This is a genomic window from Chenggangzhangella methanolivorans (assembly GCF_042648545.1).
Classification (GTDB): Bacteria; Pseudomonadota; Alphaproteobacteria; order Rhizobiales; family Methylopilaceae; genus Methylopila; species Methylopila methanolivorans.
In genome coordinates, this window is the sequence record NZ_JBHRXS010000006.1 from 421377 (window position 1) to 446209 (window position 24833).

A 24833-nucleotide genomic window follows, 5' to 3' on the forward strand; every position below is an offset into this window, starting at 1 on the left:
GAAATTCAAGCGGCGGATCGGGACGTCGACGCGTCGGGCGGGGTGAACCGGCGATGAACGGCGCGAGACCGGCGCCGTTCACCGCCGAAGTGTTCTCATGGCGACAGGTCTTTTTCTCATGGCGAAAGGTCTTCGGGCCGCTTTCGCTTCACGGGAGCTCTGCGATGTTTTCCAATCTCATCGGCGGCCGGGCCGTCCGCGCGTCGCTTGTCGCGCTCACCATCGCGGCCGTCGCCGCCCCGAGCGCGGCCGAAGCCGGCAGGAGGACGCGCACGGCGGTCGGCGTCGGCGTCGCGGCCGGCGTCATGGGCCTCGCGATCGGGGCCGCGGCCGCCAACGCGCAGGACCGCGAGGTCGGCTACGAAGACGAGGCGCGGGAGCCGCGCTGCTGGACCGAGCGCCAGGAAGTCGAGGACGAGTACGGCGACATCCATCTGCGCCGCGTCCGAGTCTGCGACTGACGAAGAGACGCGCGGGTCTCCGCAGACGCACACGATCTCGTGAGCGCTCCTCCGTAGAATTGCTTACGGGCTTGCGGCGGAAAAGCAGTCCTCTTGCGAAATCTTAAGCGAGAACGGCCACTTTCGGCTCACCCGGTTCAGATTTCGTTCGCCGAACGACGAGGTTCGCCGGCTTGGCGACTTGAGCCTTCTCGCGACATCTTGCTAGATCACGTCAGCGAGATCCCCGTCGGGGGGATCCTGGGTTTCTATCGGGGGACGTCATGACCATCGACAAGCCGCGCAAAGCGGTCGCCATCGCGCTCGCCGGCGCCATGGGCCTCGCCATGCTGGTTCCGACCTCGGCCGAGGCCGGCCGTCGCAACTGGCGCGGCCATCATCATCACGGCGGCGGCGGGGCCGCGGCTGCGGCCGTCGGCATCGGCGTGCTGGGCGTTCTGGCCGCGACCGCCGCGGCGAACGCCGACCGCGAGTGCTGGTACGAGAAGCGCCGTTTCGAGACGGCCTCGGGCAAGATCGTGATCCGCAAGGTCAAGGTCTGCGACTGATCGCAGACGCCTTTCGGCTGGACTGGAAAAGCGGCCTCCGGGCCGCTTTTTCTTTGCGCGGAGAAAATCGAAAAAATCTTTCCGAGGTCATGAACCTCTCCGGCGGCCGCCACGACCAATGGTCATCGGGGCCGCGATGGGCGGCTTCAACAAGGATCCCGAAAGGACCGCCGCCATGACCGCCTTCTCGTCCAAGGTCGCCAAGACCGTCGCCGCCCTCGTCGCCGTCTCCACCCTCGCGCTCGCCGCCGCCCCCGCGGCCCAGGCCGGCGGCTGGCACGGACATCACCGCCATCACGGCTACGGCTACGGCGCGGCCGCTCTCGGCGGCGGCCTGCTGCTCGGCGCCCTCATCGCCTCGAACAGCCGCCCGGCCTACGGTTATGCCCGCGACTGCTGGATCGAGCGCCAGAAGCGCTACGACGCCTACGGCAACCGCTACTTCAAGCCGGTTAAGGTCTGCGACTGACGCGAGCCGGATGATCTCTGTCCCCGAGGCGGGGCGTCCTGTCGGGCGCTCCGCTTCTTCGCGTCAGACCCCGAACCGGCCGAGACCCGGCAGGTTGAGCGCAGGGCGGCGCAGCTCGACGCCGAATACGGCGCCGAGGACATTGAGCTCCAGACCCTCACGCCAGCCGACGGTGAGCCCGCCATAGCCGCCGAGCGTGAAGCGGACGCCGGTCTTCGACGGCGTGAGCGCGACCCAGTCGCCGCCATAGGGATAGTCTTTCCCGACCGCGGTCGTCGGAAGCTTGGCGTCGAGCTCGGGCGCCGCCGCCATCACCGCGGCCACGAAGGTGTTGGAGTTCGGCCCCGGCCAGGCGCGGTAGTCGCTCTGTTCGCGGAACTTGTAGCTCTCGATCGCCGCCCGGATCTGCGGGATCGCGCGTTCGGCGCGCTCGCCGTCGGCGGCGAACACGACGTCCGGAACCCTGCCGAACCAGCGCCCGTCCGCCACGAAGCCGTTGACGCGGATGGGCTCTCCCCAGGCCGTGTAGTCGTAGCGGGTGTAGCTCGACGCGCCCTTCGGCTTCACCACGATCCAGCAATGGGTCGCGAAGATGCCCTTCCAGCGCACGGTCCGGGCCGCGAAGACGCGCACGACCGCCTCCTGCTGCTCGGACGCCGGTTTCAGCAGGCCCGCGCTGGAGCGGTCCGCCGTGCGCCAGCCGGCGGCCTCGCCGTCGAGCGCGTAGAGCGCCGCCGAGACGGCGAGCGGGGCGAGGAACAGCAGCACGAAGGCGATTGCGAGCAGGCGGAGCACGGACACTGGCGGGTCGGATTCCATGAGTTTGCGCGGCCTCCGCCGCGCTCGCCTGACATGGGCGCCGGCTTGATCGGAGGGGAGGGGGCCGCACGCGGTCTTGATGCCGCAGCGTCACGCCGAAGCGGCTGATCGGCAACGCGCAAAGACCAAACCGCCGCCGTGCCGACGAGGCGCGTTGACACCGGGCGGGCGTCTGGCGCACCAAGATTCATGAGCAGCCGCCAGCCCCTGAACGTCTCGCTGACGCCCGAGCTCGAGGCCCTGATTTCTCGACGCCTCGCCTCCGGCGGCTATGCCGACGTCAGCGACGTCGTCCGCGCGGCGCTCCAGGCGTTCCATGAGGGCGCCGAAGGGCCGTCGCCCCGACCCATGGACGGATGGCCTTACGCCGGCGGCGACTGCGGCGCGCTGATCCGCTCGCGCGACTGGAGCCGGACGCCGCTCGGGCCGATCGACGGCTGGTCGCTCGAGCTTCGCGCGACCGTCGCCAACATCGTCAATTCGCCGGTCGCCAAAGTGCTGATGTGGGGGCCGTCCCACACGATGATCTACAACGACGCCTACAGCGAGATCGCCGGCTCCAACCATCCCCGCGCGCTCGGCGGCTCGGCGCCCGAGATCTGGCCGGAGATCTGGGACTGGAACAGCCGAATGCTCGAGGCGGGCTTCCGCGGCGAGCTGATGTCGTTCCGCGACCAGCCGATGACGCTCCTGCGCGGCGGGCGCGAAGACACCTTCGTCTTCGACCTGTTCTACACGCCCGTCTACGAGGCCGACGGCTCGATCGGCGGCGTGATGTGCACGGTCGTCGACAACAGCGTCCGCGTCGCGATCGACCGCAAGCTCGTCGAAAGCCACAGGCGGTTCCGCACCGCGATGGACGCGGTCCACGGGATCTTGTGGACCAACGACGCCTCCGGCCGGATGGCGGGCGAGCAGCCCGGCTGGGCGGCTCTGACGGGGCAATCCTACGAGGCGTATCAGGGCTATGGCTGGGCCGACGCCGTCCACCCTGAAGACGCGGCCGGAACGGTGTCGGCCTGGGAGGCGGCGCTCGCCGCCAAGGGCATGTTCGTCCACGAGCACAGGGTGCGCCGCGCCGACGGCGAGTGGCGGAGCTTCGCGATCCGCGCGCTTCCGATCATCGAGGCGAACGGCGAGATCGCCGAGTGGGTCGGGGTCCACACCGACATCACCCATCAGCGCGCGGCCGAGAGGGCGCTGCGCGAGCATTCCGAGGCGCTTGCGCGCCAGATCGCGCATCGCGAGCGCGCCGAGGAGCAGCTCCGCCGCCTGAACGAGGGGCTCGAGGCCCGCGTCGCGGCCGAGGTCGAGGAGCGCCGGCGCGCCGAGACCAAGCTCGCCCAGTCCCAGAAGATGGAGACCATCGGCAAGCTGACGGGCGGCGTCGCGCACGATTTCAACAATCTGCTGCAGGTCGTCTCGGGAAACCTCCAGCTGCTCGCCAGGGACATCGTCGGCAACGAGCGCGCGGAGCGGCGCGTCGCGAACGCCATGGCCGGCGTCTCGCGCGGCGCCAAGCTCGCCGCCCAGCTTCTCGCCTTCGGCCGTCGCCAGGCGCTCGAGCCGAAGGTCGTCAATGTCAGCCGCCTGGTGCAGGGCCTCGACGACATGCTGCGCCGCGCGATCGGCGAGGCGGTGGAGATCGAGACGATCTTCTCGGGCGCGCTGTGGAACACCTTCATCGACCCGGTGCAGGTCGAGACCGCGCTGCTCAACATGGCGATCAACGCCCGCGACGCCATGGAGGGCCGCGGCAGGCTCACGATCGAGCTCGCCAACGCCCATCTCGACGACGCCTATGCGCGCGACCATGACGAGGTGACGCCGGGCCAGTACGTGATGCTCGCCGTCACCGACACGGGCTGCGGCATGACGCCGGAGCTCGTCGAGAAGGTGTTCGAGCCGTTCTTCTCCACCAAGGCGGAAGGCAAGGGTTCAGGCCTCGGCCTCTCGATGGTCTACGGCTTCGTCAAGCAGTCCGGCGGCCATGTGAAGATCTATTCCGAGCCCGGCCATGGCACGACCATCCGCCTCTATCTTCCGCGCGCGGTGGAGGACGAGGACGTCGAGGTCGCGCCCGCCGCCGGCCCGCTCCAGGGCGGCACCGAGACCGTTCTGGTCGTCGAGGACGATCCCGAGGTGCGCGAGACGGTGATCGCGATGGTGTCGGATCTCGGCTACCGCGTGTTGCGGGCCGTGGACGCCACGAGCGCCCTCCACGTCATCGAAAGCGGCGTTCCGATCGACCTGCTGTTCACCGACGTCGTGATGCCGGGCGCGCTGAAGAGCCCGGAGCTCGCCCGCAAGGCGCGCGCGCGGCTGCCGGATCTCGCGGTGCTGTTCACCTCGGGCTACACCGAGAATTCGATCGTCCATGGCGGAAAGCTCGACGCGGGCGTGGAGCTCCTGTCCAAGCCCTACACGCGCGAGGCGCTGGCGCGGAAGTTCCGGCATGTGCTGGCGAACCGCCGCCAGCGCGCCATCGCTCCGGCGCCGCAGCCCGACGTCAAATCCCCTTCGTCGGAGCCCGCTGCGAAACCGCCTGTCGACGCCTCCGCGCCGACCGTCCTGCTCGTCGAGGACGATGCGCTGATCCTGATGAACACCGCCGAGATGCTGCAGCAGGCCGGCTACCTCGTGGTCGAGGCCCGCAGCGCCGAGGAGGCGATGGCGGCGCTTCGCACCGCGCCGGTCGACGTGCTGGTGACCGACCTCAACCTGCCCGGCGCCTCCGGGGCGGCGCTCGCCGCCGAGGCGCGCGCGCTGCGCCCCGAGGCCGCCGTGGTCTATGCGACCGGCGACGCGACAGCGGTGCGCGACGAGGCGGGGGCCAACATCCTGTCGAAGCCCTACGACGCCGCGGAGCTCTTGCGCGTGGTCGAGGCCGCGCGGGGCGGCGCGACCCGGCGAGAGGCGTCGTCCGAGAGCGAGCCGGCCTGACGCTTCGGTCTGCGACCGGGCGCTACGGCTTGACCAGCAGGACGTTCACGGCCTTCGCCACCACATGGACGGTCGAGCCTTCCGAGATCCCGAGCTCGGCGAGCGAATCGAGCGTCATCACCGACGTCATGCGGTAGTCCGTGCCCGCGAGGTTCACGGTCACTTGCGCCATCACGCCGCCTTTCTTGATCTCGACGACCTCGGCGGGAATGTCGTTGCGCGCGCCGTGCTTCATCCTCGGGTCTCCCGTCTGGCGCGGGCCGCTCCCGCGCGCTCGGCCGCCATCTAGCGCGCAAGCGGCGCGCAGAAAGGCGAGCCGCTTGGGGGCGGATCGGATCGGCGTGCGAAGGAAGGGAGGATTGGCTGGGGGACCTGGATTCGAACCAGGACTAGCGGAGTCAGAGTCCGCATGTCCGATTCAGATTGCCTCGCGAAAACCTTGCGTTTATCAGCGATCTTGCTGGCCGTCCGCTTGTCGGGGAGAGCGGTGCGGTCGGTTTCTAACAAGCTGCTAACAAGGGGGCTCCATCAGCGTAATCTGTGGATGGTCGTCTGACGGTGGGATCCAAACCTGTGGTCAGCAGCGCGTTGAGTGTCCGGCCCGCGCTCCGCTTTGGCCAGCAGTCAACCTTCAACCTCTTGGCAAGTCCGACGAACTCCAGACCTTATGCCCGCAGGCGGAAACGAACAGGCTTCCACGCGGCTTCACCACTCCGTGCAGGAACCAAGGGCGTCATCGCGCTGTTGCATTTGTGACCCCACGCACGCAGGAGCCCCTCATGCTCAAGAGCATCCTCAAAACGATCTTGATGGGTTGGCTGGCGAAACGGTTCATGGGCCGCAGTTCGCGTCCGATGCCTCGCGGCCGCGAAGCCTATCGCCGCTGAGACGTCTCGTTCGTAGAGACAACAAGGCCCGGAGCGCCAACTCCGGGCCTTTGCTTTGGCGCCGCTTTGGCGCCGGCCGATGGACGATGCGGTTACCAGCCCGGGGCGGTGTGCGTGTCACTGAGGCGGTAGCCCCAAGCGTCGAACGTGATCCGGCCGGGGTGCGGGACGCCGTAGTCGAGTGTGAGGTCAGGCAGGTAGCCGACGACGTGTACGACCTGCTCAACGGTGTGGCCGGACTTCCGAAGGTTGTTCGCCACCAAGCGGTCGTTGATCGGAGCACGCGGCTGGCCGTCGAGGTCGAAGCGCTCGGCCCGGTTCATGACCGCGATGCGACCGCTTGGAGTTCGGCGGCTGGCGTAGGGATCCTCGCTCATCGCCCGCATCCTGTCCCGGGTCTCCGTTTCCTCACAAGGCTCCGACCGGAGTTCGTTTTGGATGGCGGCGCGCCCACCGCGTGGCTACGGTTGCCGCAACAACGGGGGCGTCGTCGTCTTGGAATATCTCATCGTCGCTGGCGTGCTGTATCTCGGCTATCGTTTGTGGCAAGCGAGGCTTGTGGTTCCCAAGGGACCAGTGCCAACCACCGAGGAAGCGGCATCTTCGGAGCGCTTCGTCCTCTACTATCTGTGCGACCAGGCCCGGTTTTCGTATTCCTACAGCGGCATGCCGGAAGTGTTCCGGGGCTTCGACACCGGGCGGCCTCCATTCGCTTTTCAGCAGTCGATCTTGGTCGCCCTCGGCAACTACCTCTGGTTCGTGGAGGGCCGGGATCGGACGGAGAGGGACTATGACCTCGCGCTGGCCAATGTCCGGCTAGCTCTTCGAAACGGTATCAAGCGGTCCCGCGGTGATGTTGAGGCGTTCAAGGCCTCGGCCAATGCCGCATTCGAGGAACGCTTCGGTCGCCCCTTCGAGGCTGTCGCGTCTGAGATCGATGCGGCGGTTCTGGAGAGGATGGACGGAGAGATGGAGAACCGCCGCATGAGCCCTTCATAAACGCTGTCCCTGGGTTCGGGGCTCCGGGAGCTCGGCGACCAGACTATGTTGCCGACCTCACCCAGCTCGGAGGCTCCCATGTCAGTCGCTTTCACGAACCCGTCGAAGGTCAGCGGTCAGGCCATCGGCCTCGGTGCCGTCACGGGCATGGTGCTGGGCCAGGGCATGGCATCGGCGGTGCAGAATATAGTCGCGCAGGCCAATGACCGCCTGTCGAAGCAGGCCTACGGCGCGTGGCAGTCGGAGCTTGATGCGGCCCGCGGCTCGGCCGTCCACCTCGCGGACATCGCGGAGCGCACCATCGCGGCCTACGGCAAGGCTCTCAACCGCAACGACGACCTCGAGGCCGAGGTTGCCCGTCTCCGCCGCGCGGTCGCGCAGCGTGACGCGGCACTTGGCGCGCTCAGCCGCCGGAGGGCCTCGTGACCGACGAGGAGTGGGGCGAACTGGTCGAGCGGTTCGGGGACGCGATCCACGAGGTGCCGGGACTGGGGGAGGCGATCTCGGAGCGTCAGCGCCGCGGCGTGAAAAACGCCTCCTCCATGTCCGCGTCCTGCGAGAACGACTTGTTGAACAGCAACAGGTTTTGCCCGAACGAGTAGCGCTCGACCGCCATCTGGAGGTTCATTGCGTCGTTGCTCGTCGCGTATCTCTCGGGGATGGTCCACTTCAGCGTCAGCGGCACGTGCTTAATGCCCGTCACCGCCGCGAGGTCGCACATTTCCTTCAAGGCCCGTTCGGCCATCTCGTCGCCAACGATGGATATATTGACCAGAGGCCGTGTGTAGCTGTCGGGGTTGCTCTTGTAGCCACCGTAGATGGCCCCGCGGCCCTCGATCATGCTGTCGGTCTGCCTGAATTTGACGATGGCCCCCGGGGGAGACTTGTCGTTGATGGTCATCGCCCACCCGACCCGACCGAAGAACTCGATGCCGTCTTCGGGGTCGCCGTTGTCCCTCGCCGTCAGATTCCGGATGTAGCCCACGACCTCGACGCGCAGCCAGCCCTCCTGCTTGTCTCCGCGGATCGATTTGACGACACGCTCGGACCACGGCGGCTCGGCCTTTGTCGACCTCCTCTTGAACAGCTTCATGCGCCCCTCCGACAAGGGCGCACAATGCCTGATCAGGCCGGAGGGCGGTAGCTCGCGGCGGGCCAGGAGGCGTGGACGCGCTGTTATACAGTCGAGGCGTGAGCCGCTACGACCTCGGTCAGGTCGACGAGGGAGGGGCATCGCGCGCGGACCCCCGAGGAGCCCGCGTTCAAGCAGCGTGGTTGCCGAGGGCTCACGCCCAGCGCGGCGTCGCGCTGCTGTCGGCCTTAAAGCGGCGGAGGCGCTCCGCGAACGGGATGTCCTCCGGAATCTCGTCCTCGTCGCGAGCCGGGGCGTCGGCGAACTGACGATCCTTGTCATCTACGAATGGAACCGTCAGGCCCGAGCGTTCGCCCGCGAGGTGGAGCTCGCAAGTTTCCGGCCCGGCAACTGCGAGGTTGAAAAGCTCGGCCTCGGTGCGGGTGACCAGCCAACCCACCTGGGCGGGCGAAAGGCTCGAGAGGTCGATGCCGTCGCGGACAAAGGTGTCAGCGGCCGCGTAGGCGTGGACGGCCCGGCCGGCCGGAAGCTCGGGATCCAGCGTCGCCGCCATCGAAGCAGCGGTGATGCGCCCGCGCCCGATGCGGTCGAGCGCTTCGGTCACGCGGTCGACGGCAGCGTCAGCGTCTTCGCCGCGGGGGGCAGCCGGGAGCGGTGGCACGCCCTGACCGATACCCGCTACGTCGGCGAAGAATCTGACGGGGAGGTTCACAGCCCAAACGACGAAACCATAGAGGGACTCAAGGCCCACGAGCGCAGCGTTCTTGATGGCGTTCAGGATGGCGCGAAGCATGATGTCTCCCCCAGTTGACCCCCGAGATCTGCGCCGCCGGCCGGAATGGATCCAGGTTTCGCGCCGAGCGCGCCGTCAGCACATCCTTTCTGAAGCCGTTGGGGGATGGCCAACACACCGGGGGTGACCATGTGGCTGTCCGGCGGGTCGGCCGGGAGTGGTCACCGATTGGGAGGCGCTGTCCTCCGGGGCTGTCTGATCGTTTGAGCGCCGCGCCGCCGCATGGGCTGGACGAACAGTGTCGGCTGGGCCCGTGAATTCGGCGATCTCACCACGGAGACGCTCCCACGTGGGAGAATCGCCGAATGTGCCAATCCATCCACGATGTCGGCTTCCGTGTTTGGATTGGCACTGCCTCAAATTTTACGGACCTCATGCACGGGCCCTTTGGGGGTCTTCGGGTAGGGCTGCGCGGGCAAGGACTCGGGGGAGGATTCGCGTGCTCGACTACGGCAGTCTGTTCAGCGGACTTGAGACTGCGGCGGTCGCTTGGCACCCGCTCGGCTGGTCGACCCGCTTCGTCTCCGAAGTCGATGCGACCGCCTGCGCCGTCCTCGAAGAGAGGCTGCCCCACGTGCCGAACTTGGGCGACGTCACCGCCATCGACTTCGACTTCCGCGCGGTCGCGGCCGGCTCCGTCGATGTCGTCATCGGTGGATCGCCTTGCCAGAGCTTCTCGTTTGCGGGCGACCGCTCTGGACTTCAGGACCCAAGGGGCATGCTTGCCCTGAGATACACGGAGATAATCGATGCCACCGACCCTGCCGTCTGCGTCTGGGAGAACGTCGAAGGCGCGCTCTCGACTGAAGGTGGAAGAGGATTTGGAGCCCTCCTGGGCGCGCTCTCCGGCCACGGGGGTCCTCTACAGCCTCCAACAGGGTCCGGGTGGACAGACTTCGGTTGGGTGCATGGACCTCGACGAAATCTCGCGTGGCGGATACTCGACGGCCGCTTTTTCGGCCTTGCTTCCCGGAGGCGCCGCGTCGTGCTTGTCGGAAGTTCTCGACCCGACGTTGACCCTTATCGGATCCTTGCCGGAGCGCGAGATGTCGCCAGTGGCGGTCGCCAGGGTCTACCGACGGAGCCGAAGCCGGGGAAAACCGCTGCCGAGCGCGCTGATAGCATTCCTTGGTCCCGATCCCGCCGACACGGAAGCATAATCTGCGCGGCACTCCCGATGCCGCTGAGGGAACTCGTCGACGGCGACGTCTACGGGATCTCCGACTCGCAGACGTGGGGGCTGAACCTGATGCCCACCCTCATGGCGAAGAAGACGGCAGGGGGACAGGAAAATTTCGTTCTGTACCGCCGGGGCGACGGAGCGATGATCTGCCGGAAGACGCTGGCGAAGGAGGAGGAGCGTCTCCACGGCCTGCCTGACGGCTGGACCGACGTTCCGATCGTCCACCGCAACGGCAGGCGCACACGCACTTCCGAGAGCAGCAGGAGCAAGCTGGTCGGGAACTCGATGCAGGTTCCGGTCTTCCGGTGGCTCGGCCGACGGATCGAGGCAGCTCTTGTAGAGGCATGGCGCGGCTCCCGAAGGTCCGAGGATGTGCGGCGGCTTGCGCGCTGGGAAGAGGATCGGGAGTGCTTCGAGGTCGGCGAACGCCCGGAGCCCGAGCAGCCCTTTGACCCTCGGAGGTTTACGCTCGGCCGGCCGGCGGCGTGACGTGGCCGCGCCACTGGTAAGGATTCAATCGACGGTCAAGGACGCGCACGCCGCGGAGGCCGTGGCGGGGTCGTAGGACCGCCGCACGCCCTCCTAGCAGCAGCACGCGCTGACGATCTGGCCATTGGCCTTCCTGAGGGCGGCGCGGGACCTCGCGAAGGCAGCGAACGCGCCGTCGCCCACGCGCAGGGTCGGCTGCGGCACTGGGCGCACGAGGTCTCCCGCCGCGCGAGATGTTGGGAGCAGCCGGGCTGGCACAGTCGATGCGGCCCAGCCGCTCAACATCAGCCCCGCTCAAAGCGCAATCCTGAGCCGGACGTGTTCGTAGTTACGTCTCATAGTCAGTGACCTTCTACGCGGCCTCGTTGGCCGCCTGCTCAATGAACGCCGTCTCGAGCGCTGCAGCAGACCCGGTGGAGCAGGCAGCAGCCGCGTCGCTCGAGGGCGGCGACATGCGCGTGGGCCTCGGTCACGAGCGCGGTGTGGTCGGCGATCTGCAACTGGAGGTGACCAACCTAGAGCCAGCCGGCCCCGAGGGCCGCGACCGCGGTGAGGGTTGCAAGGATTCGCCAGTCTCTGCGCAAGGCGAGAGCGGCGGTCATGAGGCGTCCCCTTCGCGCTTGCGGCGGTCCCCGATATAGCCCGCGATGATCTTGCCGAAGCTCCGACCGAGGGCCGTCCTCAGGTCGAGCCAGCCAATGCCGGCTGGCGGAAATCGCGGAGCGGGTGAAGCTGGGGAGAGCGGTCGCGGTCGCGCGCATCCGCGGCCGCGTACAACTACAATGCAGCCCGAATGAATCGGGCGGTGCTGGGATGGCCTTACGGCGCGACGCGAAGATCCTGAAGATGAAAGCCATCTGCTCGTTGCGGACGGCGATGGCGACCTTCAATTCCTACGACGACTCCGGTCGCGTGGACTCCGTGCTGCTGCACCTGCAACACGCTACCGAAATGCTGCTGAAGGCGGTCCTCCGGCAGGCCCAATATCAGGTGTTCGACAAGAAGAGCAGCACGTCGATCGGCTTTAAACGATGCCTGAACTTGTGCGTAGCGCAGCACGAGCTCACCGAGAGCGAGGCAGGGGTCATGAGGGCCGTCGACGCCTTACGGGACGAGGCGCAACATTGGTTCGTCGTCGTCGAGGAGGAGCTACTCTACCTCCACACTAGGGCCCTGATCACCGCGTTCGACGCCTACCTGAAGCGCACGCTGGACGACGACCTGAACGCGCACATCCCCGGCCGAGTCCTTCCGGTTTCGACCCTGCCCGTGAACGACTTCGATTTCCTGATCGACCGTGAATACAGGCTAATCGGCAAGCTCCTGAAGCCCGGCAACCGCCGCAGGGACGAGGCCCGCGGGCGCATCCGTGCGCTGCTCTCGATGGAGGGCCTCGTGAAGGAGGGGGTGAGCGTCACGAAGCGTGACGTGGACCGGGTCGAGAAAGCCGTGCGGGAGGGCAAAAACATCGGCGTCGTCTTCCCGAGGCTGGCGACCGTCCAGATGAACAAGTCCGGCGAGGGGCCGACGGTGAAGGTGCGCTTCATGAAAAAGGAGGGCGCGCCCGTCCGCATCGCCGCGGGTGACGACCCGTCCGAGGCCGGCGCGATCCGCGAGGTCGATATGTTGAACCGCTATCCCTACACGGCGACGCAGCTCGCGCGACGGGTGCGGCTGACCCCGAACCGGAGCTTCGCAGTCCGGGCCCACCTCGCGCTCGATGCCGACGATGACTGCTCCCGGGAATTCGTCCTGTCGGACAAGCAGAAGCCCCGGCGCTTCTCCGACAAGGCGGTCCGACGGGTTCGGGAGGCAATCGACGGCGGCTTGGACCTCGATGCGGTGTGGGCCGCCTACGTCGCGAAGATGCCCAAACGGGGCTCCCGGCGCAGGGCAGCTTGAGAACCGTTGTAGGTAGATCGCAATCCCCCTACAACGCCGCGCCGCTGTCCACATTTCGCGAAATGTGTATAGCCGCAACGGGCAGCATCACCACCCCGGAGAAGTTCGGTGGACGAGAAGCATCGGAGCCTTCCGTTCACCGACTTCTCGGTAACCTTCGACGTGCATGTCGAGGGCGAACAGGTCTTCGTATCAAGCGGAGCGACGCATTCGGCTCCGACCCCCTTTTCCATGTTCGGCATCTGGGCGATCCCTCCCGGAATCCCCGTCGGCTCCTACCACTTCGGCAGGGCCGACAACGTGCGGCCGCATCCCAGCGCGATGACCGTGGTGCTGGGGAGCGACCAGCTCTCGATGTGGGCGAGGCGCTGCCCTCACTGCACCTGGTATTGGCGAACTGAAGCCCCCGGACTCGTCGCCGCCGCCGTGTGTCCCTACTGCGGGAAGCACTCCGAGGCATGGGAGTGCCTGAGCGAGGCCCAGGAGGCTTACGTCGAAGCGGTGTGCGCGGTCCATGCTCAGGTGACGAACCAGCGGAAGTCAGGAAAATACAGCGTCTACGTCAAGGACCTGTTGGAGCAGTATTACTCTTCAGACGATGGACAGACGCCCGCGCCCCCCGAATTCTTCGTGGAGACCGAGCAGCAGTCGAAGTTCAAGTGCGACGAGTGCGGGATGACGAACAACATCCTTGGTCGTTTCGGCTATTGCTCGACGTGCGGCACGCGCAACGACATGGCCATGCTTCGCGCGGACATTACGGGCATCCGCAAGCGGCTGTCGGAGGGCGGGTCGCCGATCTCCGGGCTGAAAGATCTGGTCTCGAAGTTCGACAGTTTGGGAAGGCGAATCGCGCAGCAGCTCCTACTTCACGTAAGGATGGTCCACGTGCGTCGCTCTCGCTGGAAGGACGCGAACTTTTCCCAGCTCGCGTTGGTCTCCGAAGACCTGAAGCGTCACTTCGGCATCGAAATTTTCAGAAAGGTCGACGGTGGAGACCAGGCGCACGCCCGCCTGATGTTCCACCGCCGACACGTCCATGAGCATAACGACGGCATCATCGACGCGAAGTATCTCGAGGACAGCGGCGACACATCGGTCCGGCTAGGCGAGCACGTCACGGAGTCCATGGGGGACGTGATGCGGCTGACCGGGATTGTGGACAAGATAGCCGCAAACCTCATGGAAGGCTTCCACCAGATCATGCCCGTCCACGAACTGCCGATAAGGATCCATAAGGATCAGCGAGAGAGGATGAACAGTAGGGGCGGCTAAGACGAGTATCGTACCTAGCTTCTGGATGCGGGAGGCGATAGCGACTCCGGGCGGCGGTCACCAGCCGATAACCGCGTCGGTGGATTGCCAGAAACGACGCGTTGTAGCGCGATACTCTTGCAATGTATCATTGCAGCCGAGCCGCCTGTCGGCCCGGGGAACCAGCATGAAGAAGACCGTTCTGCTCGCGGGCGCCTTGCTCGCGTCGCTCCAGTCTCATGCGGTCACTGCCCAGTCGCTCCCGCGCTACGACGTGAAGGCGCACTGCCGCGAGGTCGCGGCTTTCGGCGGGGCCTTCTCCGAGAGCACGATGGACGGCTGCATGCAGATGGAACAGTCAGCCTACGACCAGCTCAAGAGAACCTTCCCCGACCTCTCCGCGAGCATGCGCAAGCACTGTGACGAGGTCGCGAGCTTCGGCGGGCACGGCAGCTACTCGACCCTGCAGGGCTGCATCCAGATGGAGCAGTCCTCCGCCCGCCGGAACGCGGGCACCGAGTTCAAGTACTGATGCGCGCCTGGAACCTCCTGCTAGGCGCGGTCGCCGTCGTCATGCTCATGGCCGGCGCCAACTGGGCGATGGCCGACCTGCCCGTATCGTCTGCCCTGTCCAAGGACTCCCGCAACGCCGGGATCTCGATGCGGGCCTACCACCGCTGGGGCGTCGATCCCGGGACGCTGGTGGTCGACCTCTGGGGCCTGCCGACTTCGGTGAGCATGGCGGACGTCGACCGCGCGCTGTTCACCGCGGCCGAGGCGCTCAAGGACCGGAAGTACGGCAAGGTGGTGCTCGCGTGGCGCGGCGGCGCCCGCTACGTGATGGACGGCGACTACTTCAACACGATCGGTCGCGAGTACGCCTACCAGAACCCCGTCTACGCCGTGCGCACGATGCAGGAGTACCTGAGGACGCCCGACGGCTCCCGCGCGTTCGGGACGTGGACGGGCGGCATGCTCGGGGTCCTGGGCAAGCAGATGGAGGACCACCAGAAATTCCACAGGGGATGGTACGCCGCCTCGGCGTTCTCGCTGTGAGGCCGGCCATCATGACCTTGGTCCGCGTCGACATGCTCTGCGCGCTTGCGCTGGTCGTCTGCGTGTCGTTCCCGTCCGGAGCTGAGGCAGCCGGGCGAAGCAGGCGGAACTGCCCGGTCGGCTACGACGGCAAGCCGCTGATCACGGGGCCGGCTGAGTGCCTCGACGGCTTCCAGCGCGACCTACTCGGGATCGGCCCGGAAACTGGGGAGCTCAAGCGTCACCAGCGCGCTGCGGATGAACTGCTTCGCAAGCACGGCCCTCGCACTGTGGCCGCGCGGTCCTGCACCCCCGTCGACAACTCAGCGCGGATCCTTCGCTCGCCCAACCCGAACGACCTCCATCCCGACTGGAAGGGCGAGGCTTACGTCGGCCTGTCATGGAGCCTTCGCGTGACGGGCAGCTCCGTCAGGAGCGACACGGGCAGCTACCTCAGGGGCGACTTGGTCTCGCCGCGTGGCGGCGTGATCAACAAGGGCGTCTATGTCGTCGCGCGCGAGTGGGAATGCAGGGGCTGAAGGAGGCGTCCGTTAAGTCGCCGAGACGGGAGCGCGCCAGCAGACGCTCCCTCCAACCGCTCGATAAGCCGGAAAGGCAGCAGTGAACATCGATCCCGAAGCGCTCTATCAATCTTTGGCAACCCAGGAACCGACGCCCCTGGCGGCGTTGCCTCGGACGCACGGCATGTACGCCCTCTACGACCACGAGGGAGTGATGCGGTACGTCGGGATCACTATGAACGACCAAAGTGGCTTCTACGGCCGGATCTACCAGCGCCATGTCGCAGGATCGGAAAGTCGCAGCCACAAGTTCTCTCACGCTTACAACACGGGCCGAATGTGGCGGGCGGCTCGGGATTCCCGACCGGACGCGAAGCTATCTAAAGGCCTGAGAACCGCTTTCGTCCGACGCTTCTGCCGAGCAACTGTGATCGAGGTTCCGATCGCACGGCATGCCGATCTCCCTCTCTTGGAGCGTACTGTGCAGAGGCTGGCGCCAGCCGGGCAGTTGACGTGGATCGACGCGAGAGGGTTCGAACCGATCGACGAACCAAGAGCGCTCGTTGATTTGCTGCTTGCCGAGTTGGCGTACACTTCCGACCGTGTTGAGGCGCTCTTGCGCCAGGCAGCCCTGCACTCTGCTCGACCTAGGTAAGACAGCCTCTGACCCATCACAGACGTCGGTGAGGTCCGCTTCGCGGCGATCAAACGACGCTGACGCTGGGGCTCAACGCTCCGCCTAACTTCGCCACACGAGTATGATCGTCGCGACGAGGTTCGTTGCAGCCACCGTCGCCAGCGCTGCCATCGTCGTTTCCGTCCCAACTTGCGCAATCACGAGCCCAGCCGCGAACGGCGCGGCTGCTTGCACCATCAGGTTTGGCGCCGCGAGCCGCCCTATGACGACCGCGTAGCGCTCGGCACCGAACAGCGCGAGCGGGACCGTGCCGCGGGCGATCGACCACACGCCGTTTCCGGCAGCGTAAAGCACCACGGCGACTGCCGCGGGGCCCGCGCCGAGCGCGAGCAACAACACTCCGACGGCCACCAGCGCCCCGGCCCATGCGAGGGTTGCGGTCGGGTCGAGACGGTCTCCGACCAGCATCTCAATTACGCGGGCGCCCACCTGCGACGGACCGATCAGCGCGCCGACCGCTACCGCTGCGACGAGCTGCATGCCCTGGGCCTGCAGGATCGTCAGCAGGTGCACCGACACCGTCGTCTGGACCGCGCCGTTCGCCATCAGGATTACGGCCAGCAGCCAGAAGGTCCGTCGCTCACGCGAGGTCGTCGTGCCGGCACCGGCACGGTCGAGAGCGCTCGGGGCCTTGCGCGCCTCGCGCGGCAGCAGGAGGAACAGCGTCGGCGCCATGACGAGCGCCTGGACGGCGGCGTAGGCGAAGCAGGCGCCACGCCAGCCGATGTGCTCGACCGCGAGCGCCGACAGCGGCCAGCAGACCGTGCTGGCGAAGCCCCCGAACAGGGTGAGGTGGGTAATCGCGCGCCGCGCCGACGCCCCGAAAATCCTGCCGAGCGTCGAGAAGGCCGCGTCGTAAAGCCCGGCACCCATTCCGAAGCCGATCACCGCCCAGCCGAGCAAGTAGGTCGCGATCCCGGTCGACGACCCGACCGCGGCGAGGCCCGCGCCCATCAGCAGCGAGCCGGCCGCCATGGTCTGCCGACCGCCGAAGCCGTCGATCATGCGGCCGACGAACGGCGCGGCGATGCCTGAGCAGAGCAGCCCGATCGATCCGCCGCCGACCACCCAGGCGAGCGGCCATCCGGTGTCGGCGGAGATCGGCGTCGCGAGCACCGCGAGCAGGTAGAAGCTCGACCCCCAGGAGACGATCTGGGCGATCCCGAGCAGCGGGACCGCGAGCCTCCCGCCCGGCGGCGCCGACGTCGTCTCCACGCCTCAGACGGCCCGTTTGAGGTCGACCCTGGCCTCCAGCGTCGCTGCGCTCTCCTTCCGCTCGCTGTAGCGGTCGGTGAGGTGGTCGGAGACGTCGCGGGTGAGGAACGTGAACTTCACCAGCTCCTCCATCAGGTCGACCACGCGGTCGTAGTAGGCCGATGGCTTCATCCGGCCGTCCTCGCCGAACTCCTGGAAGGCCTTCGCCACCGACGACTGGTTCGGGATGGTGACCATCCGCATCCAGCGGCCGAGCACGCGCATCTGGTTCACGGCGTTGAACGACTGCGAGCCGCCCGAGACCTGCATCACCGCGAGCGTGCGCCCCTGGGTCGGGCGGACCGAGCCGACCGAAAGCGGGATCCAGTCGATCAGCGACTTCATCACGCCCGTCATTGCGCCGTGCCGCTCAGGGCTCGTCCAGACCTGCGCCTCGGACCAGAGCGACAGCTCGCGCAGCTCCTGAACCTTCGGATGGTCCACCGGGCCGCCGTCCGGCAGCGGGAGGTCTGCAGGGTCATAGACACGCGTCTCGCAGCCGAGCCGCTTGAGCAGGCGCTCCGCCTCCAGCGTCAGCAGGCGGCTGTACGAGACGGCCCGCAAGGAGCCGTACAGCAGCAGAACCCGCGGAGGATGGGTCGAGCGCGGACCGTGGAGCCTGGACAGATCGACAGGGCGAAAAGAGCTTTCGTCGACGTTCGGCAAGTCTGTCATCGGAAACCGCTCCTTTCCCATGAATGCGAGATGAACTTTCTTATTAGAATAAATTCAGACTGGGCCATGTAGCGTCTGCCGTGCTGATGTCGGCCCCCGCCCGGAAATGGCGCCGGACGCATACCCGCCCCTCTGCGTTCGGACGACGAAAGCATGGTCCGGTCGCTTGGGGAGTGGCCGGGCCGCTCGACGTTCATGTTGCGCCAAACGCCATTGCGGCCATGCAGACGCCTGCCACCACTGTCCAGGGCGGAGCGTTCCAGGCCGTAAGCGCGGCGAACCCCGCGGCCGCCACGAGGAAGTCACGAGGCGACAGCACCGCCGAGGTCCAGATCGGATCGTAGAGCGCCGCGGCGAGGACGCCGACCACCGCGGCGTTGGCCCCACGCAACGCGGCGCGAGCCGAAGGCTTGGCGCGGATCGAGTTCCAGAACGGCAACGCCGCGAGCAGGACGAGGATGCCCGGGAGGAACACCGACACCAAGGCGATGGCCGCCCCGGCCACGCCGTTCGGTTCCGGCCCGACCGCGGCGCCGATGAAGGCCGCGAAGGTGAACAGCGGACCGGGCATGGCCTGGGCCGCGCCGTAGCCCGTCAGAAACCGCCCGGCATCGATCCAACCCGTCGAGACGACCTCGGCCTGCAGGAGCGGCAGCACGACATGGCCGCCCCCGAAGACAAGGGCGCCTGAGCGGTAGAACGCGTCGGCGAGTGCGACCGACTGGGATCCGGTCATGGCCCTCAGGAGCGGTAGCCCCAGAAGGAGCGCGAAGAAGGCGAGCAGGCACGCAATGGCGGTCGCGCGGCTCAGGCGAGCGGCGATCCCTGTCCGCTGTGGCGCGGCGTCGGCGCGGCCGAACGCCGCGAATCCCACTACCGTTCCCAGCGCGATCGCGGCCAACTGGCCATGAGGCCCGCCCAGCACTACCGCGGCGATCGCCACGACCGCGATGGTCCCCGTCGCGCGGTCGGGCAACAGCGCGCGCGCCATGCCGAGGACAGCATGCGCAACGATCGCCACCGCGACGAGCTTGAGACCATGTGCGAGCGAGGAACCATGCGGCCCCGAGAACAGGTCTGCCCCGTAAGCGATCGCGATCATGATGGCGGCCGAGGGAAGCGTGAACGCCGACCAGGCCGCCATCGCGCCCATTGGTCCGGCCCGCATCAAGCCCAGCGCGAATCCCACCTGGCTCGAGGCTGGTCCCGGCAGGAACTGGCAGAGGGCCACGAGGTCGGCGTAGCTGGCGTCGTCGATCCATCTACGCTTGCCCACGAACTCGTCGCGGAAGTAGCCGAGATGCGCAATCGGCCCGCCAAATGAGGTGAGGCCGAGCTTCAGGAACGCCCCAAAGACCTCCCGAACCGAGCCGACGGACACTGGAACGCCTTCGACAGTCCTCACTCCTTCACCGCCATCCCGGCCTTCACGACCTCGCCGTCCTCTTTGGTGAAGTGGCCAGCGAGCGGCGCTGGCAGGATCTCCAGCACGATCTCGGAGGGGCGGCAAAGCCGAACGCCGCGCTCGGTGAACACGAACGGGCGGTTGACCAGGATCGGGTGCGCCAGCATGGCGTCGAGGATCGCGTCGCCGGTGACGGACGGATCGCCGAGGCCGAACTCCGCGAAGGGCGTTCCCTTCTCCCTGGCGGCCTCACGCGGGGTCAGCCCGGCGGCGGCGAACGCCTTCGCCAGCTCCTCGCGCGTCGGCGGCGCCTTCAGGTACTCGACGACAGTCGGCTCGACGCCCGCGGCCCGGATCATCGCCAGCGTGTTGCGGGACGTGCCGCAGTCGGGGTTGTGCCAGATGGTGACGGCCTCGGTCATGACGGCCTCCTCAGGAACGGGGTTCGGGGGCGGCCGCGCGAACGCCGCGGGCCTCGTACCAGGGCTTTGTGCGGTTCACGATCCAGACCACCGACAGCATCACGGGGACCTCGATCAGCACGCCGACCACGGTGGCGAGCGCCGCCCCGGACTTGAAGCCGAACAGGCTGATCGCCGCGGCGACCGCGAGCTCGAAGAAGTTCGACGCCCCGATCAGAGCCGAGGGGCCGGCCACGCAATGGGCCTCCCCGGTCGCGCGGTTCAGCAGGTAGGCGAGGCCGGAGTTGAAGTAGACCTGGATCAGGATCGGGACCGCGAGCAGCGCGATGACCATCGGCTGGGCGACGATCTGCTCGCCTTGGAAGGCGAAGAGCAGGATCAACGTCGCGAGCAGGGCGGCGAGCGAGAGCGGCTGGATGCCGGCGAGGACGCGGTCGAGCGCCGCCTGTCCGCCGGAGGCCAGAACCTGTCGCCGCAGAACCTGCGCCGCGATTACCGGCACGACGATGTAGAGCCCGACCGACAGGACCAGCGTGCTCCACGGCACGGTGATCGACGACAGGCCGAGCAGCAGGCCGACAAGCGGCGCGAAGGCCACGATCATGATCGCGTCGTTGACCGCGACCTGGCTCAGCGTGAACAGCGGTTCGCCCTTGGTGAGGTTCGACCATACGAACACCATTGCGGTGCAAGGAGCCGCGGCCAGAAGGATCAGCCCCGCGACGTAGCTGTCGATCTGGTCTGCGGGCAGGTAGGGCCGGAACAGCCAGCCGACGAACAGCCACCCGAGCAGCGCCATCGAGAACGGCTTCACCGCCCAGTTGATGAACAGCGTCACCGAGATGCCCCGCCAGTGCGAGCCGACCTCGCGGAGCGCCGCGAAGTCGACCTTCACCAGCATGGGGACGATCATCAGCCAGATCAGCACGGCGACGGGCAGGTTCACGCTCGCGACCTCGAGCGCGCCGATCGCCCGAAAGAAGCCGGGCGCCGCGTAGCCGAGCGCGACGCCGACGACGATGCAGAGGAAGACCCAGACGGTCAGGTAGCGTTCGAACAGGGACATGGTCAGGCCCTCGCGGCCGGGCCGCAGCAGCCCTTCTCAAGCTGCTCGAAGACGGGCGCGCAGACGTCGGGATGGCCCTTGCAGCAGTCCTCGAGCAGGTAGTTCACGAGGCCGCGCATGCCGTCGAAGTTCGCAGCGTAGAGGATCGACCGCCCGTCACGGACCCCGGTGATCAGCCCGGCCCGCACGAGGATCGCGAGATGGGTCGAGAGCGTGTTCTGAAGGCATCCGAGCGCGTCTGCGATCCCGCCCGCGGGCTGTGGATCGGGAGCCGTCGTGACGAGATGCCGAAAGATGCGGAGCCGCGTCGACTGTCCGAGCGCCGACAGGGCGTCGAGGGCCGAGGCCTCATGGTCGCGTTCGATGGAATGAGCGGGCGCGGACATGTCTCCTCCTGCATCAGGAGACCTCTATATCAATAAATCGACGACTGTCGATATGGTTCTCCTTACAGTTCCACATTTGGAGAGAACGGATCAGCCGGCATCGCCGGAACGTCCGGAGCCACAGGACGACAATCAGAGCGGCTTCGTCCTCAGCCTCAACGCGTTGCCGATTACGCTGACCGACGACAGCGCCATGGCTGCGGCCGCCACGACGGGCGAGAGCAGCAGCCCGAAAGCGGGGTAGAGCACGCCCGCGGCGATAGGGACCCCGGCGGCGTTGTAGACGAAGGCGAGCACCAGGTTCTGCCGGATGTTTGACATCGTCGCCTCCGACAGCCGCCGAGCCCGCACGATGCCGTTGAGGTCGCCGTGCACCAGCGTCACCCCCGCGCTCTCGATGGCGACGTCCGTGCCCGCCCCCATGGCGATGCCGACGTCGGCGGCCGCAAGGGCGGGAGCGTCGTTCACGCCGTCGCCGGCCATGGCGACGACCCGGCCCTCGCGCTTCAGCCGCTCTACGACCTCGTGCTTGGCCTGCGGCAGCACGTCGGCCTCGACCTCGTCGATGCCAAGGGTGCGCGCCACAGCCTCAGCGGTGGTGCGGTTGTCGCCCGTCAGCATGACGACTCGCAGCCCCTCGGCCTTCAGGGCGCGGATCGCCTCGGCGGTCGTCGGCTTGATCGGGTCGGCGATCGCGAGCACGCCCGCGGGCTTCCCGTCCACCCCGACATAGATGGCGGTCGCTCCGTCACGCCGAAGCTGGTCGGCCCGGGCGGTCAACGAGGACACCTCGACGCCGCGAGCCTTCAGGAAGTCGGCGTTTCCGATCACCACCAGCCGCCCACCAACGTTGCCGGACACGCCTTTGCCGCTCGGGGCGTCGAAGTCATCGACCCCCGGGATGGCGAAGCTGCGGGCCTCGGCGGCCGCGACCACGGCGGCCCCAAGCGGATGCTCGGAGGCGCGCTCGACCGCCGCCGCCAACCTCAGGAGGTCGTCCTCCGCGAATCCTTCGGCAGCCACGACCGCCGTGACCGATGGCTTGCCTTCGGTGAGCGTGCCCGTCTTGTCGACCACCAGGGTGTCGACCTTCTCCAGCCGTTCCAGCGCCTCGGCGTTTCGGACCAGGATCCCGAGGCCCGCGCCCTTGCCGACGCCGACCATGATCGACATCGGGGTCGCGAGGCCGAGCGCGCAAGGGCAGGCGATGATCAGCACCGCGACGGCCGCCACCAGCCCATAGGCGTAGGACGGCTCCGGCCCGAACGCGGCCCAGGCGACGAAAGCGACCGCGGCGATCAGGATGACGGCGGGCACGAACCATCCCGACACGGTGTCGGCAAGACGTTGGATCGGCGCGCGCGAGCGCTGCGCCTGGGCGACCATCTGGACGATGCGCGCCAGCATGGTGTCGCGTCCGATTTTTACGGCCCGGACGGTCAGGGCTCCAGACTGGTTCAGCGTTCCGCCCGTAACCGCGTCGCCGACGGCTTTCGCGATCGGCATCGACTCGCCCGTGACCAGCGCCTCGTCGACGACGGAGCGTCCGTCCACGACCTCGCCGTCGACGGGGACTTTTTCGCCCGGGCGGACGCGGATGCGGTCGCCCACCGCGATCTCCTCGACCGCGACCTCCTCATCCGATCCGTCCGTCTTGAGCCGCCTTGCGGTCTTTGGCGTGAGGTTGATCAGCGCGCGGATCGCGCCGGATGTCTGGTCGCGGGCGCGCAGCTCCAGCACCTGGCCGAGCAGCACCAGAACCGTGATCACGGCGGCCGCCTCGAAGTAGACCGCGACCGTCCCATCCGGGCCGCGGAAGGCCGGAGGGAAGACGCCCGGAGCGAGCGTCGCCACGACGCTGTAGGCGTAAGCGACCCCCGTTCCCATTGCGATCAACGTGAACATGTTGAGGTTTCGCGACACGATGGACGCCCATCCGCGCTGAAAGAACGGCCACCCGGCCCAAAGCACGACTGGCGTCGCGAGCGCGAACTGAATCCAGACCGAGACCGACATCGGAACAAGGTGATGGATCGCGGGGACGAGGTGCGAGCCCATCTCCAGCAGGAAGACCGGAACGGCGAGCGCCAGCCCGATCCAGAAGCGCCGCGTCATGTCGGCGAGTTCGTGGTTGGGCTGGGCCTCCGCCGTGACGAGGTCGGGCTCGAGCGCCATGCCGCAGATCGGGCACGAGCCCGGACCCTCCTGCCGGATCTCGGGATGCATCGGGCAGGTGTAGACCGTGCCCTCGGGCATCGGCTCCGGTTCGGCGGAGGACGGCGACGGGTACCTTTCCGGATCCGCCTCGAACTTCGCCTTGCAGCCGGCCGAGCAGAAGAACTCGGTCTTGGGCCCAAGCTCGAGCCGATGCTTGGCTGTCGCGGGATCGACTGTCATGCCGCAGACGGGGTCGATCGCCATCGAGCCCCTGACGTCGCGTCCGTGGCCGTGCCCGCCACAGCACGAAGCCTTCGGCATCGCGCCGTGCGCGTGTCCGTGCGGGTCCATGGTCACCTCCCGTCGCTTTCCGATATACCCACCAAGGGTATCGTTCAGCAGTTGCGTGATATACCCCAATAGGGTACATGGTCAATCATGCAGTGCTGCACCAAGGCCTCTTGCGGGAAGCGACTCAACCGGATCGAAGGTCAGGTCCGGGGCATCGCGCGCATGCTCGAGGAGGACCGCTACTGCATCGACGTGGTCACCCAGATTTCCGCCGTCCGGGCCGCCTTGAAGCGGGTCGAGGAGGAGATCCTCAAGGACCATGTCGGCCACTGCGTCGAGAATGCGATCCAGTCGGGGAACAAGGACGAGCAGCGCCAGAAGGTGGCGGAGCTCGTCGACGTCCTCGGGAGGGTGCGCGGATGACCGTCCGCTCGCTGCTCAGGATCGCCGCCGGCCTCGCGCTCGCGCTGTTCGTGGCGATGAGCTGGGCTACGCCCAGCGAGGCCCACGGCGCGCCCGCCGCGGCCACCCAGCAGGCCGAAGACTATGCCGCGACCTCGGACGTCGTCGCTTCGACGCCCGATCAGGGCATGGAGGCAACCTCCTCCGACTGCACAGGTCACATGGGTCAGTCCGGCTCGGGCAAGACCACCTGCTGCAGCAACACCTGCCATGCCGCCATCTCGACCGAGATGGAGCCGCTCCAGGCCGTGACTCTCAAGGTGACCGTCCTACCCGCGGTTCCGGCGAAGGCCGCCCTGTCCGGGCCGACCGTCCACATCAAGCGCCCCCCGAGAACGTCCGCCGCGCTGGTCGGCTGATGGTCTCAAACGCCTGACGCACGCCCTTATCCAGGGCTCCGTCGACACACTCCGAGACATCTGACCGACCACGCGCCTCGCCGGCGCCACGGCGCCCTTGCGCTTGCTCGTTCAGATTCCGGGGTTTTTCATGAAGCCGCTCGTCTCGGCCGCCGCCGCTCTATTCTTGGGCGGTTGCTCAACGCAATTGCCATCGCCCATCGCGGGGCGTGACGACCCAAGCAATCCGTCCGCGTCGGTTCCGACCGTCCGATACAGCTCCG

At 67.4% G+C, this 24833-nt stretch carries 27 protein-coding genes; 15 read left to right on the forward strand and 12 right to left on the reverse strand.

The window, feature by feature from the left end; all coding sequences use genetic code 11:
- Positions 1 to 164 precede the first annotated feature (164 nt).
- The 3 genes from ACFOWB_RS13260 (at position 165) to ACFOWB_RS13270 (ending at position 1478) form a co-directional block, all read left to right on the forward strand.
- Positions 165 to 461: a hypothetical protein gene (locus ACFOWB_RS13260; RefSeq protein ID WP_261402684.1), complete on the forward strand. Its 297-nt coding sequence runs from the start codon at positions 165 to 167 to the stop codon at positions 459 to 461.
- 263 nt (positions 462 to 724) lie between these two features.
- Positions 725 to 1009 (forward strand): hypothetical protein, encoded by a 285-nt coding sequence (locus ACFOWB_RS13265; protein WP_261402685.1) that lies wholly within the window; start codon positions 725 to 727, stop codon positions 1007 to 1009.
- A gap of 175 nt (positions 1010 to 1184) precedes the next feature.
- Positions 1185 to 1478 carry a hypothetical protein gene (locus tag ACFOWB_RS13270; protein WP_378147744.1) on the forward strand — a complete coding sequence of 98 codons (294 nt, stop codon included), beginning with the start codon at positions 1185 to 1187 and terminating at the stop codon, positions 1476 to 1478.
- A 63-nt stretch (positions 1479 to 1541) separates the two neighbouring features.
- On the opposite strand, the gene ACFOWB_RS13275 is transcribed toward ACFOWB_RS13270, so the two are convergent.
- A complete protein-coding gene (locus ACFOWB_RS13275; protein WP_261402687.1) occupies positions 1542 to 2297 on the reverse strand; it encodes a DUF3750 domain-containing protein in 756 nt (251 codons plus the stop codon).
- 348 nt (positions 2298 to 2645) lie between these two features.
- Between ACFOWB_RS13275 and ACFOWB_RS13280 the strand changes: the two genes are divergently transcribed.
- On the forward strand, positions 2646 to 5240 hold the full coding sequence (locus ACFOWB_RS13280; protein ID WP_378148810.1) for a response regulator: 2595 nt from the start codon (positions 2646 to 2648) through the stop codon (positions 5238 to 5240).
- A 22-nt stretch (positions 5241 to 5262) separates the two neighbouring features.
- On the opposite strand, the gene ACFOWB_RS13285 is transcribed toward ACFOWB_RS13280, so the two are convergent.
- Together ACFOWB_RS13285 and ACFOWB_RS13290 are read right to left on the reverse strand one after the other, a co-directional pair.
- Positions 5263 to 5475, reverse strand: coding sequence for a TOBE domain-containing protein (locus tag ACFOWB_RS13285; protein ID WP_261402688.1), 213 nt, complete (start codon positions 5473 to 5475; stop codon positions 5263 to 5265).
- A 744-nt stretch (positions 5476 to 6219) separates the two neighbouring features.
- Positions 6220 to 6504 (reverse strand): hypothetical protein, encoded by a 285-nt coding sequence (locus tag ACFOWB_RS13290; protein WP_378147748.1) that lies wholly within the window; start codon positions 6502 to 6504, stop codon positions 6220 to 6222.
- Between the two features lie 61 nt (positions 6505 to 6565).
- On the opposite strand from ACFOWB_RS13290, the gene ACFOWB_RS13295 reads away from it, so the two are divergent.
- Both ACFOWB_RS13295 and ACFOWB_RS13300 read left to right on the forward strand, forming a co-directional pair.
- Complete coding sequence (locus ACFOWB_RS13295) at positions 6566 to 7126, forward strand: hypothetical protein (RefSeq protein ID WP_378147750.1); 561 nt, start codon at positions 6566 to 6568, stop codon at positions 7124 to 7126.
- Between the two features lie 78 nt (positions 7127 to 7204).
- Positions 7205 to 7552 (forward strand): hypothetical protein, encoded by a 348-nt coding sequence (locus ACFOWB_RS13300; RefSeq protein ID WP_378147752.1) that lies wholly within the window; start codon positions 7205 to 7207, stop codon positions 7550 to 7552.
- An 85-nt stretch (positions 7553 to 7637) separates the two neighbouring features.
- On the opposite strand, the gene ACFOWB_RS13305 is transcribed toward ACFOWB_RS13300, so the two are convergent.
- Together ACFOWB_RS13305 and ACFOWB_RS13310 are read right to left on the reverse strand one after the other, a co-directional pair.
- Positions 7638 to 8219, reverse strand: a complete 582-nt coding sequence (locus ACFOWB_RS13305) for a hypothetical protein (RefSeq protein ID WP_261402690.1) — start codon at positions 8217 to 8219, stop codon at positions 7638 to 7640.
- Between the two features lie 193 nt (positions 8220 to 8412).
- Positions 8413 to 9012, reverse strand: a complete 600-nt coding sequence (locus ACFOWB_RS13310) for a hypothetical protein (protein WP_261402691.1) — start codon at positions 9010 to 9012, stop codon at positions 8413 to 8415.
- A 439-nt stretch (positions 9013 to 9451) separates the two neighbouring features.
- Between ACFOWB_RS13310 and ACFOWB_RS13315 the strand changes: the two genes are divergently transcribed.
- The 7 genes from ACFOWB_RS13315 to ACFOWB_RS13345 all read left to right on the forward strand — a co-directional run bounded on the left by ACFOWB_RS13315 (position 9452) and on the right by ACFOWB_RS13345 (position 16051).
- Positions 9452 to 10684 carry a DNA cytosine methyltransferase gene (locus ACFOWB_RS13315; protein ID WP_378147755.1) on the forward strand — a complete coding sequence of 411 codons (1233 nt, stop codon included), beginning with the start codon at positions 9452 to 9454 and terminating at the stop codon, positions 10682 to 10684.
- Between the two features lie 846 nt (positions 10685 to 11530).
- A complete protein-coding gene (locus tag ACFOWB_RS13320; protein WP_378147757.1) occupies positions 11531 to 12586 on the forward strand; it encodes a hypothetical protein in 1056 nt (351 codons plus the stop codon).
- Between the two features lie 108 nt (positions 12587 to 12694).
- On the forward strand, positions 12695 to 13861 hold the full coding sequence (locus ACFOWB_RS13325) for a hypothetical protein (RefSeq protein WP_378147759.1): 1167 nt from the start codon (positions 12695 to 12697) through the stop codon (positions 13859 to 13861).
- Between the two features lie 166 nt (positions 13862 to 14027).
- A complete protein-coding gene (locus ACFOWB_RS13330) occupies positions 14028 to 14372 on the forward strand; it encodes a hypothetical protein (RefSeq protein WP_261402699.1) in 345 nt (114 codons plus the stop codon).
- A complete protein-coding gene (locus tag ACFOWB_RS13335; RefSeq protein ID WP_378147762.1) occupies positions 14372 to 14896 on the forward strand; it encodes a hypothetical protein in 525 nt (174 codons plus the stop codon). Before ACFOWB_RS13330 ends, ACFOWB_RS13335 begins: the two co-directional genes overlap by 1 nt.
- Before the next feature lie 11 nt (positions 14897 to 14907).
- A complete protein-coding gene (locus tag ACFOWB_RS13340; RefSeq protein WP_378147764.1) occupies positions 14908 to 15414 on the forward strand; it encodes a hypothetical protein in 507 nt (168 codons plus the stop codon).
- A gap of 82 nt (positions 15415 to 15496) precedes the next feature.
- Positions 15497 to 16051 (forward strand): hypothetical protein, encoded by a 555-nt coding sequence (locus ACFOWB_RS13345; protein WP_261402701.1) that lies wholly within the window; start codon positions 15497 to 15499, stop codon positions 16049 to 16051.
- An 84-nt stretch (positions 16052 to 16135) separates the two neighbouring features.
- Here ACFOWB_RS13345 and ACFOWB_RS13350 read toward each other — a convergent pair whose 3' ends face one another.
- From ACFOWB_RS13350 to ACFOWB_RS13380, 7 genes are all read right to left on the reverse strand, one after another.
- A complete protein-coding gene (locus ACFOWB_RS13350) occupies positions 16136 to 17308 on the reverse strand; it encodes an MFS transporter (RefSeq protein WP_378147767.1) in 1173 nt (390 codons plus the stop codon).
- A gap of 3 nt (positions 17309 to 17311) precedes the next feature.
- Entirely contained in the window at positions 17312 to 18022 is a 711-nt protein-coding gene (arsH, locus tag ACFOWB_RS13355) for an arsenical resistance protein ArsH (protein ID WP_261402704.1), read from the reverse strand.
- Between the two features lie 193 nt (positions 18023 to 18215).
- Positions 18216 to 19403: a chromate efflux transporter gene (gene chrA, locus ACFOWB_RS13360; RefSeq protein WP_261402705.1), complete on the reverse strand. Its 1188-nt coding sequence runs from the start codon at positions 19401 to 19403 to the stop codon at positions 18216 to 18218.
- 20 nt (positions 19404 to 19423) lie between these two features.
- Positions 19424 to 19849 (reverse strand): arsenate reductase (glutaredoxin), encoded by a 426-nt coding sequence (gene arsC, locus ACFOWB_RS13365; RefSeq protein ID WP_261402706.1) that lies wholly within the window; start codon positions 19847 to 19849, stop codon positions 19424 to 19426.
- Between the two features lie 10 nt (positions 19850 to 19859).
- A complete protein-coding gene (arsB, locus tag ACFOWB_RS13370; protein WP_261402707.1) occupies positions 19860 to 20915 on the reverse strand; it encodes an ACR3 family arsenite efflux transporter in 1056 nt (351 codons plus the stop codon).
- A gap of 2 nt (positions 20916 to 20917) precedes the next feature.
- Complete coding sequence (locus ACFOWB_RS13375; protein WP_261402708.1) at positions 20918 to 21301, reverse strand: ArsR/SmtB family transcription factor; 384 nt, start codon at positions 21299 to 21301, stop codon at positions 20918 to 20920.
- A gap of 132 nt (positions 21302 to 21433) precedes the next feature.
- Positions 21434 to 23809, reverse strand: coding sequence for a heavy metal translocating P-type ATPase (locus ACFOWB_RS13380; protein ID WP_378147772.1), 2376 nt, complete (start codon positions 23807 to 23809; stop codon positions 21434 to 21436).
- Positions 23810 to 23896: 87 nt separating this feature from the next.
- Between ACFOWB_RS13380 and ACFOWB_RS13385 the strand changes: the two genes are divergently transcribed.
- The gene (locus tag ACFOWB_RS13385; RefSeq protein WP_271202928.1) at positions 23897 to 24172 is read left to right on the forward strand and encodes a metal-sensitive transcriptional regulator; all 276 of its coding nucleotides are present in this window, start codon (positions 23897 to 23899) and stop codon (positions 24170 to 24172) included.
- Entirely contained in the window at positions 24169 to 24570 is a 402-nt protein-coding gene (locus ACFOWB_RS13390; RefSeq protein WP_261402709.1) for a hypothetical protein, read from the forward strand. Before ACFOWB_RS13385 ends, ACFOWB_RS13390 begins: the two co-directional genes overlap by 4 nt.
- The last annotated feature ends 263 nt before the right edge of the window (positions 24571 to 24833 follow it).

Coding starts and splice junctions, on each gene's coding strand:
- ACFOWB_RS13380 (WP_378147772.1), bottom strand. CDS start 23,809: ATGGACCCGCACGGACACGCGCACGGCGCGATGCCGAAGGCTTCGTGC.
- ACFOWB_RS13305 (WP_261402690.1), bottom strand. CDS start 8,219: ATGAAGCTGTTCAAGAGGAGGTCGACAAAGGCCGAGCCGCCGTGGTCC.
- ACFOWB_RS13260 (WP_261402684.1), top strand. CDS start 165: ATGTTTTCCAATCTCATCGGCGGCCGGGCCGTCCGCGCGTCGCTTGTC.
- ACFOWB_RS13280 (WP_378148810.1), top strand. CDS start 2,646: ATGGACGGATGGCCTTACGCCGGCGGCGACTGCGGCGCGCTGATCCGC.
- ACFOWB_RS13310 (WP_261402691.1), bottom strand. CDS start 9,012: ATGCTTCGCGCCATCCTGAACGCCATCAAGAACGCTGCGCTCGTGGGC.
- ACFOWB_RS13265 (WP_261402685.1), top strand. CDS start 725: ATGACCATCGACAAGCCGCGCAAAGCGGTCGCCATCGCGCTCGCCGGC.
- ACFOWB_RS13375 (WP_261402708.1), bottom strand. CDS start 21,301: ATGTCCGCGCCCGCTCATTCCATCGAACGCGACCATGAGGCCTCGGCC.
- ACFOWB_RS13290 (WP_378147748.1), bottom strand. CDS start 6,504: ATGAGCGAGGATCCCTACGCCAGCCGCCGAACTCCAAGCGGTCGCATC.
- ACFOWB_RS13270 (WP_378147744.1), top strand. CDS start 1,185: ATGACCGCCTTCTCGTCCAAGGTCGCCAAGACCGTCGCCGCCCTCGTC.
- arsH (WP_261402704.1), bottom strand. CDS start 18,022: ATGACAGACTTGCCGAACGTCGACGAAAGCTCTTTTCGCCCTGTCGAT.
- ACFOWB_RS13295 (WP_378147750.1), top strand. CDS start 6,566: ATGGCGGCGCGCCCACCGCGTGGCTACGGTTGCCGCAACAACGGGGGC.
- ACFOWB_RS13300 (WP_378147752.1), top strand. CDS start 7,205: ATGTCAGTCGCTTTCACGAACCCGTCGAAGGTCAGCGGTCAGGCCATC.
- ACFOWB_RS13390 (WP_261402709.1), top strand. CDS start 24,169: ATGACCGTCCGCTCGCTGCTCAGGATCGCCGCCGGCCTCGCGCTCGCG.
- arsB (WP_261402707.1), bottom strand. CDS start 20,915: ATGTCCCTGTTCGAACGCTACCTGACCGTCTGGGTCTTCCTCTGCATC.
- ACFOWB_RS13285 (WP_261402688.1), bottom strand. CDS start 5,475: ATGAAGCACGGCGCGCGCAACGACATTCCCGCCGAGGTCGTCGAGATC.
- ACFOWB_RS13385 (WP_271202928.1), top strand. CDS start 23,897: ATGCAGTGCTGCACCAAGGCCTCTTGCGGGAAGCGACTCAACCGGATC.
- ACFOWB_RS13340 (WP_378147764.1), top strand. CDS start 14,908: ATGACCTTGGTCCGCGTCGACATGCTCTGCGCGCTTGCGCTGGTCGTC.
- ACFOWB_RS13335 (WP_378147762.1), top strand. CDS start 14,372: ATGCGCGCCTGGAACCTCCTGCTAGGCGCGGTCGCCGTCGTCATGCTC.
- ACFOWB_RS13275 (WP_261402687.1), bottom strand. CDS start 2,297: ATGGAATCCGACCCGCCAGTGTCCGTGCTCCGCCTGCTCGCAATCGCC.
- ACFOWB_RS13320 (WP_378147757.1), top strand. CDS start 11,531: ATGAAAGCCATCTGCTCGTTGCGGACGGCGATGGCGACCTTCAATTCC.
- ACFOWB_RS13330 (WP_261402699.1), top strand. CDS start 14,028: ATGAAGAAGACCGTTCTGCTCGCGGGCGCCTTGCTCGCGTCGCTCCAG.
- arsC (WP_261402706.1), bottom strand. CDS start 19,849: ATGACCGAGGCCGTCACCATCTGGCACAACCCCGACTGCGGCACGTCC.